General features: G+C 67.1%; 13 protein-coding genes and 1 tRNA gene. 9 read left to right on the plus strand and 5 right to left on the minus strand.

All coding sequences use genetic code 11. From position 1 onward, the window contains the following. Positions 1-76: 76 nt before the first annotated feature. The 5 genes from ACFFGN_RS31750 to rplA all read left to right on the plus strand — a co-directional run bounded on the left by ACFFGN_RS31750 (position 77) and on the right by rplA (position 2,872). Positions 77-149, plus strand: a tRNA-Trp gene (locus ACFFGN_RS31750). Between the two features lie 124 nt (positions 150-273). Continuing rightward, positions 274-516, plus strand: coding sequence for a preprotein translocase subunit SecE (gene secE, locus ACFFGN_RS31755; RefSeq protein WP_380055434.1), 243 nt, complete (start codon positions 274-276; stop codon positions 514-516). Between the two features lie 284 nt (positions 517-800). Then, positions 801-1,625, plus strand: a complete 825-nt coding sequence (gene nusG, locus ACFFGN_RS31760; protein ID WP_380056121.1) for a transcription termination/antitermination protein NusG — start codon at positions 801-803, stop codon at positions 1,623-1,625. 12 nt (positions 1,626-1,637) lie between these two features. Continuing rightward, the gene (gene rplK, locus ACFFGN_RS31765) at positions 1,638-2,069 is read left to right on the plus strand and encodes a 50S ribosomal protein L11 (protein ID WP_380055437.1); all 432 of its coding nucleotides are present in this window, start codon (positions 1,638-1,640) and stop codon (positions 2,067-2,069) included. A gap of 80 nt (positions 2,070-2,149) precedes the next feature. Continuing rightward, complete coding sequence (gene rplA, locus ACFFGN_RS31770) at positions 2,150-2,872, plus strand: 50S ribosomal protein L1 (protein WP_380055440.1); 723 nt, start codon at positions 2,150-2,152, stop codon at positions 2,870-2,872. A gap of 79 nt (positions 2,873-2,951) precedes the next feature. On the opposite strand, the gene ACFFGN_RS31775 is transcribed toward rplA, so the two are convergent. Next, a complete protein-coding gene (locus ACFFGN_RS31775) occupies positions 2,952-3,980 on the minus strand; it encodes an alpha-hydroxy acid oxidase (RefSeq protein ID WP_380055443.1) in 1,029 nt (342 codons plus the stop codon). 104 nt (positions 3,981-4,084) lie between these two features. On the opposite strand from ACFFGN_RS31775, the gene ACFFGN_RS31780 reads away from it, so the two are divergent. From ACFFGN_RS31780 to srmL, 4 genes are all read left to right on the plus strand, one after another. Next, positions 4,085-4,804 (plus strand): class I SAM-dependent methyltransferase, encoded by a 720-nt coding sequence (locus tag ACFFGN_RS31780; protein ID WP_380055446.1) that lies wholly within the window; start codon positions 4,085-4,087, stop codon positions 4,802-4,804. A gap of 48 nt (positions 4,805-4,852) precedes the next feature. Then, positions 4,853-5,332, plus strand: a complete 480-nt coding sequence (locus ACFFGN_RS31785) for a hypothetical protein (protein ID WP_380055449.1) — start codon at positions 4,853-4,855, stop codon at positions 5,330-5,332. Next, complete coding sequence (locus ACFFGN_RS31790) at positions 5,329-5,673, plus strand: type II toxin-antitoxin system RelE family toxin (RefSeq protein WP_380055451.1); 345 nt, start codon at positions 5,329-5,331, stop codon at positions 5,671-5,673. Before ACFFGN_RS31785 ends, ACFFGN_RS31790 begins: the two co-directional genes overlap by 4 nt. Positions 5,674-5,871: 198 nt before the next feature. After that, entirely contained in the window at positions 5,872-7,062 is a 1,191-nt protein-coding gene (srmL, locus tag ACFFGN_RS31795) for a PheS-related mystery ligase SrmL (protein ID WP_380055454.1), read from the plus strand. 199 nt (positions 7,063-7,261) lie between these two features. Here srmL and ACFFGN_RS31800 read toward each other — a convergent pair whose 3' ends face one another. Genes ACFFGN_RS31800 through ACFFGN_RS31815 form a run of 4 tightly spaced genes read right to left on the minus strand, consistent with a single transcriptional unit; the run spans position 7,262 to position 12,263 of the window. Next, positions 7,262-8,659 (minus strand): GntP family permease, encoded by a 1,398-nt coding sequence (locus ACFFGN_RS31800; RefSeq protein WP_380055456.1) that lies wholly within the window; start codon positions 8,657-8,659, stop codon positions 7,262-7,264. A gap of 24 nt (positions 8,660-8,683) precedes the next feature. Beyond that, positions 8,684-9,319, minus strand: coding sequence for a bifunctional 4-hydroxy-2-oxoglutarate aldolase/2-dehydro-3-deoxy-phosphogluconate aldolase (locus tag ACFFGN_RS31805; protein ID WP_380055459.1), 636 nt, complete (start codon positions 9,317-9,319; stop codon positions 8,684-8,686). Next, positions 9,319-10,959: an N-acyl-D-amino-acid deacylase family protein gene (locus ACFFGN_RS31810; protein WP_380055462.1), complete on the minus strand. Its 1,641-nt coding sequence runs from the start codon at positions 10,957-10,959 to the stop codon at positions 9,319-9,321. Before ACFFGN_RS31810 ends, ACFFGN_RS31805 begins: the two co-directional genes overlap by 1 nt. Further along, on the minus strand, positions 10,959-12,263 hold the full coding sequence (locus tag ACFFGN_RS31815) for a type III PLP-dependent enzyme domain-containing protein (protein ID WP_380055465.1): 1,305 nt from the start codon (positions 12,261-12,263) through the stop codon (positions 10,959-10,961). The genes ACFFGN_RS31810 and ACFFGN_RS31815 overlap by 1 nt, the downstream gene beginning before the upstream one ends. Positions 12,264-12,292 lie beyond the last annotated feature (29 nt).

Here is a 12,292-nt window from a genome sequence, read left to right on the forward strand (position 1 = left end):
TTCACCCCGTACACTCGTTCCCCGGGCGTAGGAGGCCCTGATCCGGCATGCCCGAGATCAGGCCGACTTCACCCGTAGGGCAGTAGCTCAACTGGCAGAGCATCGGTCTCCAAAACCGAAGGTTGGGGGTTCAAGTCCCTCCTGCCCTGCAGAACACCTGGCCGGCCCCAGCGGCCGGCCAGGTGCCTTAGCAGGGCCGTACCGCAGCGCACGTGAGGCTGTTCGCGGAACCAAGACAGGTTGTATTCGGATCGCACAGGAAGAAGGTTGGTCGTGACGGAGACCCGCACCCCGGCAACGTCCGGCGCCGGCCGCCCGGCCGAGGGCGGCTCGGGCAACCGACTGCTGCGCTTCTACCGGCAGGTCGTGGCCGAGCTCCGCAAGGTGGTCTGGCCGACCCGCAAGCAACTGTCCACGTACTTCGTGGTCGTGCTGACCTTCGTGGTGTTCGTCATCGCGATCGTGTCCGTGCTCGACCTCGCGTTCGGCTGGGCGATGTTCAAGATCTTCGGCTGACCGAAGCATCGATCGCCCGTGGTACCCCTCAGCACCGCATAAGAGATTTTGGAGACAACGTGTCAGACCAGCGCGACGACGATGACCTCGACCTCGAGGACGAAGTCGACGTAACCGCTGACGCGGACGACGAGATCGATCTCGACGACTTCGACTTCGGCATTGAAGAAGCGGGTAGCGAGGACGAGCTCTTCGAGGTCGACTCCGACTCCGACGATCCCTTCGCCGAGCCCGCGACGCCGGTAACGGCCGTCGAGGAAACCGACGAGGAAGACGACGACGAGGTGGCCCCGGCCGTTGCCTCCGTCTCCTCGGTCGAGGATGAGGACGAAGAAGACGACGAGGACGAGGACGAGGTGACCGCCGCGGCGGAGCTCGCCCCGGCCGCCGCCACCTTCTCTTCCGGCGACGACGATGACGACGCGGTCGCGACCGCCGGCGGCACCGACGACGAGGAAGAAGAGGAAGAGGCCGTCGAGCAGGAGCCGGGCGACCCGCTGGAGGAGTTCCGCAGCGCGCTTCGGTCCAAGTTCGGCGACTGGTACGTCGTGCACACCTACTCCGGTATGGAGAACAGGGTCAAGGCGAACCTGGAGAACCGGATCACCTCCCTCAACATGGAGGACTTCATCTTCGAGATCGTCGTGCCGACCGAAGAGGTCGCCGAGATCAAGAACGGCCAGCGCCGGATGGTGAAGCGGACCGTGCTGCCCGGCTACGTGCTGGTCCGGATGGACCTCACGGACGAGTCGTGGTCGACGGTTCGGCACACCCCGTCGGTGACCGGGTTCGTCGGGCACAGCCAAAAGCCCGTCCCGCTCAGCCTCGAAGAGGTCGAGAAGATGCTTGCCCCGGCAGTGGTCGCTGCGGCCGAGGCAGAGGCCGCCGAGACCGGCGGTACCACCACGAAGACTCCGGCCAAGAAGAAGGTCGAGGTCGCCGATTTCGGGGTGGGCGACTCGGTCATGGTCGTGGATGGGCCGTTCGCGACCCTGCACGCCACCATCACCGAAATCAACCCCGACGCCCAGCGGATCAAGGCGTTGGTGGAGATCTTCGGCCGGGAGACCCCGGTCGAGCTCAGCTTCAGCCAGATCCAGAAAGTCTAAGGACCCGAGAAGATGCCTCCCAAGAAGAAGATCGCTGCCCTCGTCAAGGTGCAGCTCCAGGCCGGTGCCGCCACGCCGGCGCCGCCGGTCGGTACCGCGCTCGGTCCGCACGGCGTCAACATCATGGAGTTCTGCAAGGCGTACAACGCCCAGACGGAATCCATGCGTGGCAACGTCGTGCCGGTCGAGATCACGATCTACGAAGACCGCACCTTCACCTTCGTCACGAAGACGCCCCCGGCGCCCGAGATGATCAAGAAGGCTGCCGGCGTGCAGAAGGGCTCGGCCGTCCCGCAGAAGGACAAGGTCGGCAAGATCACCAAGGCTCAGGTCCGCGAGATCGCGGAAACCAAGATGCCGGACCTGAACGCCCGCGACATCGACGCGGCGATGCTGATCATCGAGGGCACTGCGCGCTCGATGGGCGTCACCGTCGAGAACTGACCCAGGTCGGTTCGCACCACCAGTAGTAGTGGCAGGGCGACAGCGCCGCCCGACGACCACATCCCACGAGAGGAACACCTATGACTCAGCGCAGCAAGAGCTACCGCGCGGTGGCCGAGAAGATCGACGCCGACAAGCTGTACTCGCCCCTCGAGGCGGTCAAGCTGGCGAAGGACGCCGCCGGTTCCAAGAAGTTCAACTCGACCGTCGACGTCGCCATGCGACTCGGTGTCGACCCCCGCAAGGCGGACCAGATGGTGCGCGGCACCGTCAACCTTCCGCACGGTACCGGCAAGACGGCTCGGGTCCTCGTCTTCGCCACCGGTGAGAAGGCGGAGGCCGCACTGGCCGCCGGCGCCGACTTCGTCGGTTCGGACGACATGCTGGAGAAGGTCAGCGGCGGCTGGCTGGACTTCGACGCCGTCGTCGCCACCCCCGACCTGATGGGCAAGGTCGGCCGGCTGGGCCGCGTGCTCGGCCCGCGTGGTCTGATGCCGAACCCGAAGACCGGCACCGTCACCCCGGATGTCGCGAAGGCCGTCACCGAGATCAAGGGCGGCAAGATCGAGTTCCGGGTCGACCGGCACGCGAACCTGCACTTCATCATCGGCAAGGCCTCCTTCACCGAGGCCCAGCTGGTGGAGAACTACGCGGCCGCGCTCGACGAGATCCTGCGTCTCAAGCCGTCCAGCTCCAAGGGCCGCTACATCCGCAAGACGGTCATGTCGACCACCATGGGTCCTGGTATCCAGGTCGACCCGAACCGTACGCGCAACCTGCTCGAGGACCCGGTCGAGGCCTGAGCCTCGCTGGTTCCGAAGCGGTAGTACGTAGTCGAAAGGCCCCGGTCGTTGACCGGGGCCTTTCGCGTTGCCAGCGAGTTCAGCCCAGGAGGTCCGGGGTGAGCGCAGCCGGGTTGGCCCGGCCGCAGAGGCGAAGGGCGTGATCCAGCTCCGCGCCGAGGTCGTTGAGCAACCGGGTCACGCCGGGTGCGCCTTCGACCGAAAGCGCCCACAGCGCCGGACGTCCCACCAGTACGGCGCGAGCGCCCATCGCCAGTGCGGCAAGAACGTGCTCGCCGCGGCGAAGGCCTCCGTCGACGTACACCTCGGTGGTCGTGCCGGCGAGGGCCTCGGCCACTTCGGGTAGGGCCCGGGCGGTCGGGATGGCTCCGTCGAGTTGGCGGCCGCCGTGGTTCGAGACGATCACCCCGGCGGCACCGGCTTCGGCGCAGCGTAGGGCGTCGTCCCCGCGTAGTACGCCCTTGATCAGTACGGGCAGTCCCGTACGTTCCGCGAGCCAGCCGATTACGTCAGGCCCGAGGTCGTCGGCCTTGGCCAGGTCCTCGTTCGTGTACTTGTCCTCTTCGAGGTTGGCTAGCAGGTGCCCGGGCTGGATCACCTCCCAGACGGTAGGCCCGCTGTCTTCCTTGCGGCCTACTACTGGAGTGTCAGCCGTTAGTACGACGGCCCGGGCTCCTGCGGCTACGGCGGCGTCCAGCATCTCGATCGTGGCCGAGCGGTTCCGGGCGACGTAGATCTGCAACCACCAAGGCGTACCCGTCGCGCCAATGTCGGCGAACGTGGTCCCGGCGTTGCTCGACACCACCACCAGCGATCCGGCCGCCCCGGTCCCGGCCGCCATCGCCGCTTCGCCGTCGGGATCGGCCTGCCGCTGCAGGGTTGTCGGCGCCACCAGGACGGGTACGTCGACCGGAGTTCCCGCGACCGTCGTACTCAGGTCGATCTGCGAGACGTCGGTCAGTACCTGCGGGCGAAACCGGATCGCGTTCCAGGCGTCTACCGCCTCGGCGGCGCTGATACCGCCTGCCGAGCCCTGACGGAAGTACCGATGCACGGGCTCGGGGAGACGCCCGGCCGCGAGTTCCTCGAGTGCGTCAATCCATCGCATCACCTGATCCTCCCATCCCGGCCCAACGTTTAACCGGTCGCCAGCGCGGGACCGGTACGCCAGAGTTGCCGGATGGACTCCGAGGTGAAGCAGAACCGGATCGCTTGGGAACGGCCTCCCAGAAACACATCAACGAGTACGACGAACTGCTGGCGGAAGCCCGCGCCGGCACGATCCTCTTCGAGCGCGAGCGCGAATTGCTGGCACCGCTGCTGGCCACTTCCCCCGAGGTGGTTCACCTGCAGAGCGGGCACGGCCTCGACGACGTGGCGCTGATCGACGCGGGCGCGCGATCGGTGGTCGGCGTCGACTACAGCGAGGTGGCCGCCACCATGGCGCAGCGCCGCGCGAACGACCTCGCGAAGGCCTGCCGCTACTTGGCCGCGGAGGTGCCGGGTGTTCCGCTGCGCGACAGCTGCGCGGATCTCGTCTACACCGGCAAGGGCGCGTTGATCTGGATGCGCGATCTGTCCGCCTGGGCACGGGATATCGCCCGGCTACTGCGGCCCGGTGGTCATCTGTTCGTCTACGAGGCGCATCCGATGGTCCCGCTGTGGACGTGGGACGAGGACGAGACCCGCATCCACCCGGATCGCGGCTACTTCGGCCGGACCCACATCAACGACACCTTTCCCGCGAACGGCGCACGCGAGTGGCAATGGACCCTCGGCGAAATCGTCACCACCCTCGCCTCGGCCGGTCTGGAGGTGCTGGTCCTGGAGGAATACGCCGAACCCTTCTGGCGCCCAGCCGACCTGCCTCCCGTCGCCGCCTGGCAAGGCCGCCTCCCCAACGCCTTCGCCCTGACAGCCCGCCTGAAATAAGCCAGAGGCAGATTTGCGAGCGGAGTAGTTCAGAAGTAGTCTTGAAGTATGGCCGCCAAGCTGCAGAATGTCGTCAACTTCTCGGAGCTACTCCGCGATCCCACCTCCACGGTGGAGAAGCTGGGGCGCTCGAACGCGCGTTCCTTGCGCCTTGCCCGTCGCGGCTCGGACGACCTGGTGCTGAGTACCGCGGCAAGAGCCAGCCAGGACGATGAGCTTTTCCAGGTCGTCATCCGGATGCTGCGCGCCGTGATGAGTAACCCGGCTGTGCGATCCCAGTACCTGCTCGACATCTTGCCGACGGCCTTTCCCTGGATCGGCTTCCTGCCTTCGGAAGACGTCGCCGCCTTCGCCGAGGAACTCATTCAGGTTATGGATGCCAGTGCGGAGCTGGAATCGCCGGCCGCGATTCTGCAGACGATCACTGCCTGGCGGCACACGGCCGAGATCCACTCCGACCCTGAGCTGTTCGCCGCGTTGAGCTCCCGCCTGGGCGACCACGGGCCGGTGCCCGAACCGCCCGCATGAGCCCGGCGAAGCGCAACGATCGGGTCGCGCCACCCGCCGAGCCCGGGAAGTGGGAGATGCGGTTCGGCACCAGCGATGCGGCCAAAAGCTGGGAAGAGCTGTGCCGGCAGGCGCCGGGCAACACCCGCAAGGCTTGGGAGAAGATCCTGGCGGATCCGCGTCCGCATCCTCCGGACGGTCGGCATCACCAGTTGAAGGGCAAGCTGGCGACCGTGGACGGCCTGAAGCAATGGCAGGTGGAGGTGACCAACGGCGGCCGGATCTGGTGCGTGATCGACGACGCGAGGAAGACCATTTACCTCCGGTTCGCGAGTACGGGTCATCCGAAAATGACCGACTAGGGCGAAGGGGTGTCGGGTACGGTGGTGGGGTGGTTAGGTATGGGCGGCGATTTTGTGGCCCCGGCCGGTGCGGTGGTGCCGTCGGGGTTGGCCGTTCGCGTGCGCTCAGGTAGGTAGGCGCCGGGTCTTCTCCAGGTGATCGCGGCCGGTCGGGGTGTGAATTCCCACCGAATCGCCTTCACACCTTGGAGAAACCCGATGAACCACCCGGCATTGACCATTCGCGACCTGACCGATCCCGGGCAAGGTCCGCACGCGATTCAGCTGATCGTTGACGCCCTCCGGACCGCCTTGGCCGAGAGCTGGCCTGCCGCTGAAGTGCGGGTTCGCCGGGATCATCCGGTGGTCCCGCTTGCGGACAACTACGACAACCTCGGTTACGCGCCGGACGCCGTCACACGCGACGCCCGCTACACCCGGTACGTCGGCCCGGGCGAGGTGCTACGGAGCCACAGCTCGGCGATGGTCCCGCCCGCACTCCGCCAACTCGCCGCCGAATCGAGCGCCGAATCGAGCGCCGAATCGGGCGACGAATCGGGCGACGAATCGGGCGACGAATCGGGCGACGACGAAGCTGCGCCGGGCGACGTACTGCTTGTGTGTGCGGGGATTTGCTATCGGCGGGACAGCGTCGACTGGCAGCACACAGGTACGCCGCATCAGCTGGATCTTTGGCGCATCAAGCGTACGGCGCCGTGCGCGGAGGCGGACCTGGAACGGATGATCGCGGGAGTGGTCGAGGCGGCTCTGCCCGGAGCGGACTGGCGTACGGTTCCGGCGGTTCATCCCTATACGACCGAAGGCCGGCAGATCGACGTTCGTTGGCAAGGGCAATGGATCGAGATCGGCGAATGCGGTTTGGCCTCGGCCGGCGTACTGCGGCGCGCGGGCCTCGATGCGACTTGGGCTGGTTTGGCGATGGGGCTCGGGCTCGATCGGCTGGTGATGCTGCGCAAGGGGATCGGCGACATCCGGTTGTTGCGTTCGGCGGATCCACGCGTCGCGGCGCAGCTGACCGACCTGGCGCCGTACCGCCCGGTGTCGGCGATGCCCGCGGTACGGCGGGACCTGTCCGTGGTGATCGGGCCCGAGGTAGACGCCTCGGACGAGGCCCTGGGCGATCGAGTACGCGAAGCCCTTGGTGAACAGGCCGACGCGGTTGAGTCGGTCGAGGCCCGCGGCGAGACGACGTACGACGCCCTGCCGGAAACCGCGCGAGCCCGGCTCCAGCTCGAACCGGGGCAACGGAACCTGCTGGTCCGGCTGGTCCTGCGTCCGCTCGACCGGACCCTTACCGACGCGGAGGCCAACGAACTCCGGGACCGGGTCTACGCCGAACTACACGAAGGCCGAGTCGCCGAATGGGCAGCGCCTGAACCGGCTAGTTGAGCGCGGGCCAACTCGAACGGCGGTCGAACTCGCAGAGGCCATCTGAGGCACTGACGTTCATGCCGTGCGCTGCGGCCGTGACTCCGAGGCCGGTGCCCAGGTCTACCTGGTCAACGCGATGTCCGGCGACGACGTGTCGACGGAAGACGCCTGACTAGACAGGCCGGACCGCCACAAAGCGATCCGGCCTGTTGGCGGGCTAGAAGATTGCCCAGAGGAGGGCGGTGGTGGCGAAGGCGGTTAGGGAGAGGATGGTTTCCAGGACGGTCCAGGTTTGCAGGGTTTGCTTGACCGTCATGTTGAAGTACTTCGCGACGATCCAGAAGCCGCCGTCGTTCACATGGCTGAGGATGATCGAGCCGGCGCAGATGGCGATCGCGATCAGCGCGAGCTGGATCTGCGAGTAGCCCGCGTCGGTGATCAGCGGCCCGACGATTCCGCCGGTGGCGACGATGGCGACGGTCGCGGAGCCCTGCGCGATGCGGAGTCCGCAGGAGATCACGTAAGCCAGTAGTAGTACCGGCAGCCCCGCCTTCGACAGGCTTGTGGCCAGCGCGGCGCCCACCCCGGTCGCCGAGATGACCGCGCCGAAGAACGCACCGGCGCCGACCACCAACAAGATCATGCCCACCGGTTTCAGCGATTCACTGCTCAGCTCGCTGAACTCGGTGTTGGTCATACCGCGCCGCTTGCCGAGCAGGTAGTACGCCAGCAGTACCGCGATCAGCAGAGCCACCGCCGGGTTGCCGATGAACGTCAGCACGCTGAGCAGATCCCGCTTCGGATCGAGCAGCAACGTGCCGAACGTGGCCCCGAGAATCAGGATCAGCGGCAACACGATGACTGCCAGTACGGTCGGCAGCCGCGGCGGCTCCTTGACCTCGCCCTCCGCGGGCTCCGCGACCAGGAACTCGTCCGGCACGGCGACCGGCACGCGCGGCGCGATGTACATCGGCCAGAGAATGCCCGCGACGGCGAATGCCGGAATACCGCAGGCCAGACCGATCAGGATCAGCCAGCCCATGTCCACCTGCAACAGACCCGCCACGGCCGTCGGGCCCGGGTGTGGCGGCAGGAACGCGTGGGTCATGGACAGACCCGCCAGGACCGGTAGGGCGTACAGCACCAGGGACTTGCCGCCACGCTTCGCCGCGACGTACACCAGCGGTGCGAGCACGAAGATGCCGATGTCGAAGAAGACCGGGATACCGAAGATGAGGCCGACCAGGCCCATCGCGATCGGTGTGCCCTTCGGTCCGAAGATGCGCAGCAGTTTCTGGCTGAGCACGTCGGCGCCGCCGGATCGTTCGAGCAGCGCGCCGAGCACGGTGCCGAGGCCGATGATGACCGCGATATGGCCGAGAATGCCGCCGAAGCCCTTTTCCAGTACGGATTCGTTGGCCTTCAGGGCGGTACCGACGATGACCCGGACGTTCAGGCCGGCCGCCAGCGCGAGGAACAGGCCGGTCGCGAGCAGCGAGATGAACGGCTCGAGTTTGACCTTGATGATCAGGAACAGCAACAAGCCGATGGCCAGCAGGCACAGCAGCAACAAGCCTGCCGTGTCATGGTGCAGCCAATCGAGAACTTCATTCATAGGGACTCTTTCGGGCAGTGGGGATCAGCGCAACGCTGCGCGGAAAGCGGTCGCCTTCGCGGTGATATCGGCCCAGCGGCCGTCCACCACGTCGGCGGGGGACACCACATCGGTTCCAGCGCTGACGGCCAGGGCGCCGGCCTCGAGGAACTGACGCGCGTTGCCGGCGTTCACACCACCGGACGGAACCAGCGGGACGCCGGGAAACGGCCCGCTGAGGTCTTTGAGGTACCTCGGGCCCAGGTGGTGGGCCGGGAAGATCTTGACCGCGTCGGCCCCCAGCGCCATCGCGGTCATCACCTCCGACGGCGTGAACGAACCGAGCACAACCGGAACACCGCCGCGCTGAGCCGCGTCCACGATCGCGGCCGCCTCGGGCCCCTGGCCGGGCGTGACCAGGAACTGAGCACCGGCGTCGATCGCCTGCTGCGCGTGGGCGAAGGTCTGTACCGTGCCCGCGCCGACCACCGCGCCGGTATCGCCGGAGCCGGACGCGGCTCGTTCCAGGTGCCGCGGCAACTCCGGCGTGGTGAAGGTCAGCTCGATCACATGGATGCCCCCGGCAACCAACGCGGCGCACAGGTCACGCGCGTCATCGATCGACGGAGCGCGTACGACGCTGAGCACACGGTCTTCGCGGAGCAGGTCCAGGGTGGTCATCAAACGCCTTTCTCAGCATCAGTGGTACGTCGGAGGGCCTTACCGGGCAGGGCTTCGGTCCGTACGCCGGCCTCGATCACAGGGGTTCCGGCCACCAGCACCCAGGGAATTCCCTCGGCCTGCTGGCGCGGGTTCTCGAACGTGGCGGTGTCGCGCACGCCGTCGGGATCGAACAACACCAGATCCGCGTGACACCCCTCGCGAACCAGGCCCCGATCGGTCAGACCGAGGCGTCTCGCCGGACGGCCGGTGAGGTGGTGCACGCAGTCCGCGAGTTCCAGTACGCCGAGTTCGCGGACGTAGTGCGCCAGGTAGCGGGGGAACGTGCCCCAGGCTCGCGGATGTGGTTTGCCGCCGACCAGAATCGCGTCCGAGCCACCCGTATGGCTGGGGTGTTTCATGATCGCCTGGACGTTCTCCTCATGACCGACGTGCTGGAGGATCGTGGTGGCGAGGTTGTCCCGGATCAGGATGTCGAAGAACACGTCGGCCGGCCGCTGTCCGGTTTGCGAAGCGAGGGCCTCGATCGTCTGACCGACGGCGTCGGCGAGCTCCGGGTTCTTCACCCCACCGATTTCGATCGTGCGCCAGTCGGTAACACACCCATGGCAGCCGTCCGTCCCGACCTGTTCGAGCTCATAGGTGATGCGCTCGCGATCGGCCGGGTCCCGCAGCCGGGCGAGCAACGCGTCGGGACCGCCCTCGGAGGTCCAGCTCGGCAGGATCGCGGCGAGGGTCGTTGCCCCCGGCAGGTACGGATACGTGTCGGTGGTGATGTCGATACCGGTCGCAAGTCCTTCGTCGATGAGGGCGAGCAGGTCGCCGGCCCGGCCACGGTTCGGCTCGAAGTTCATCGTGGCGTGGGTGAGGTGCAAGGCGCAGCCGGACAACCGGGCCACCTCCACCATTTCGGCGTAGGCCTCGACCGCGCCTTTGCCGTACGACCGTTGGTGCGGGCTGTAGTACCCGTTGTACTGGGCAACCACCTTGCAGAGTTCGACCAGTTCGTTCGTATCGGCGAACATGCCGGGCGTGTAGGTGAGCCCGCTGCTCATGCCGAAGGCGCCTTCTTCGAGGCCGGTGGCCAGTAGTGCCTTCATCTGTTCGAGTTCCGCGGCGGTGGCGGGCCGGTTCGACGTACCGACGACCATCAGGCGAAGGGTGCCTTGGGGGACCAGGTACGCCGCGTTGCAGGCGATTCCGCGATCGAGGCGATCGAGATAGCCCGCGACGGTGTCGAAGTCGAAGTCGAAGTCGTCCGGTTCGCCGTTCCAGCCGGCGATCTGGCGCCGCAGCGCGGTTCGGGTCTGGTCGTCCACCGGCGCGAACGACAGTCCGTCCTGGCCGACCACCTCCAGCGTGACGCCCTGGCTGACCTTGGCCGTGTGATCAGGGTTGGCCAGGATCTGCAGATCGGAGTGCGCGTGCATGTCGATGAAGCCCGGTGCGAGCGTCAAGCCGTCCGCGTCGATCGTACGGTCGGCGCCTCCCGGTAGGCCCTTGCCGATGGCAACGATGCGGCCGTCGGTGATCGCCACATCGGCGTACCTCGCGGGGGCGCCGGTGCCATCCAGTACGGACGCCCCGGTGATCAGCAGGTCGGTCATCTTCGCTCCTGACGTCTCGGGAAGGCCGCTCATCAGAAGAAGGTACGGATCAGGTCGACGATCACCGGATCGTCGGCGTCCGGGTCGTCGATGACCGGGACCAGCCCCCATTTGTCGAAGGCCGTACACGGATGCGACAAGCCGACGCGGAGCTCGTCGCCGATCACCACCGGCGCCGCAATGGCCGGATCCCAGCGCAGGAAGCCGTGCTGGTCGTTGATCGACGGAATGCTCAGGCCTTCGACCGGGGTCACGGCCTCGCCGGGTGTCCGAGGACGCAGCAGTTGCGGTTCGGGCATGCCCTCGTCGAACGGCAGATCCCGCTTACCCGCATCGAAGATGGCCAGGCCGGGTTCCGGCTGTGAGCTAATCCGGATCCACCCGTGCATGGCCGGTACAAGCTGCCCCCCGGGCGTGCGGGGTTCGCCACCTAGCGGGGAGATGACCCGGTAGAACCCGTCATCGTGGGCGACGTACGCACCGGAACGTAGTACGACCTGAGCGTTCTCCAGGCCCGCGAGCACGTCAGCCACCACGTCGAAGTAGGCGCTACCGCCAGCGGTGACGATCGGTTCGAGGTCTGCAGGGTAGAGATCGCGTACTTCCTCGTGCAGGGTCTTCAAGTCGCGCAGGTAGTTCGCGATGACTGCCAGGCTGGCGTCATCCGTACCGTGCGAAAGCGACCCCTCGTACCCCGCGACTCCCGCCAGGCGAAGCGTCTTCGAGGCGGCGATGGCCTCCGCGATGGCCCGGGCGGTCTGCCGGTCGCGGGCGCCCGTCCGGCCGCCATGCGCGCCCAACTCCACCAGTACGTCGAGGCGGCGCGCGTCGGGGCTCACGTGCGCGGCGCGCGCGGCGTCGATGAGCTCGACCGTACGGACGGAGTCGGCCCAGACGATCACCTCGAAGGCCGGGTCCTCGGCCAGTTGGTCGGCGATCCACCGATGGGCCAAGGGGGAGATGACCGCGTTGGCCACCATGACCCGGGCGACGCCGAAGGCCCGGGCGACGCTCAGCTGGTACGAGTTGGCCAGCGTGATACCCCAGGCGCCGGCCTCGAGCTGCCGCTGCCACAGGGCGGGCGACATCGTGGTCTTGCCGTGCGGCGCGAGCAGGACGCCGCGATCGGCGCACCAGCGGGCCATCGTGGTGACGTTGTGCTCCAGCGCCGGGCCGGACAGCGTGAACAGTGGCGTCGGCAGCTCGGACAGTCGCGGCTTCGCGGCCAGCACCTCCGCGACCGTCCTGCCCCAGAACGCGGGTGGAATCGCTTTGTCCTGCCAGCCGACGGTCTGGTCGGCCAGAGCGGCAACAGCCGAGCTGTCCAGAGCGGGCATCAAGTTCCTCCACGTCACGGCTTACGGAT

Source organism: Kribbella deserti (assembly GCF_042434725.1).
In the GTDB taxonomy this organism is placed as follows: Bacteria; Actinomycetota; Actinomycetes; order Propionibacteriales; family Kribbellaceae; genus Kribbella; species Kribbella deserti.

Bases quoted from the DNA above. Each gene is read 5' to 3' on its own strand.
- ACFFGN_RS31800 (WP_380055456.1), bottom strand. From the start codon at position 8,659: ATGAATGAAGTTCTCGATTGGCTGCACCATGACACGGCAGGCTTGTTG.
- ACFFGN_RS31815 (WP_380055465.1), bottom strand. From the start codon at position 12,263: ATGCCCGCTCTGGACAGCTCGGCTGTTGCCGCTCTGGCCGACCAGACC.
- rplA (WP_380055440.1), top strand. From the start codon at position 2,150: ATGACTCAGCGCAGCAAGAGCTACCGCGCGGTGGCCGAGAAGATCGAC.
- srmL (WP_380055454.1), top strand. From the start codon at position 5,872: ATGAACCACCCGGCATTGACCATTCGCGACCTGACCGATCCCGGGCAA.
- ACFFGN_RS31790 (WP_380055451.1), top strand. From the start codon at position 5,329: ATGAGCCCGGCGAAGCGCAACGATCGGGTCGCGCCACCCGCCGAGCCC.
- rplK (WP_380055437.1), top strand. From the start codon at position 1,638: ATGCCTCCCAAGAAGAAGATCGCTGCCCTCGTCAAGGTGCAGCTCCAG.
- ACFFGN_RS31805 (WP_380055459.1), bottom strand. From the start codon at position 9,319: ATGACCACCCTGGACCTGCTCCGCGAAGACCGTGTGCTCAGCGTCGTA.
- ACFFGN_RS31810 (WP_380055462.1), bottom strand. From the start codon at position 10,959: ATGAGCGGCCTTCCCGAGACGTCAGGAGCGAAGATGACCGACCTGCTG.
- ACFFGN_RS31785 (WP_380055449.1), top strand. From the start codon at position 4,853: ATGGCCGCCAAGCTGCAGAATGTCGTCAACTTCTCGGAGCTACTCCGC.
- ACFFGN_RS31775 (WP_380055443.1), bottom strand. From the start codon at position 3,980: ATGCGATGGATTGACGCACTCGAGGAACTCGCGGCCGGGCGTCTCCCC.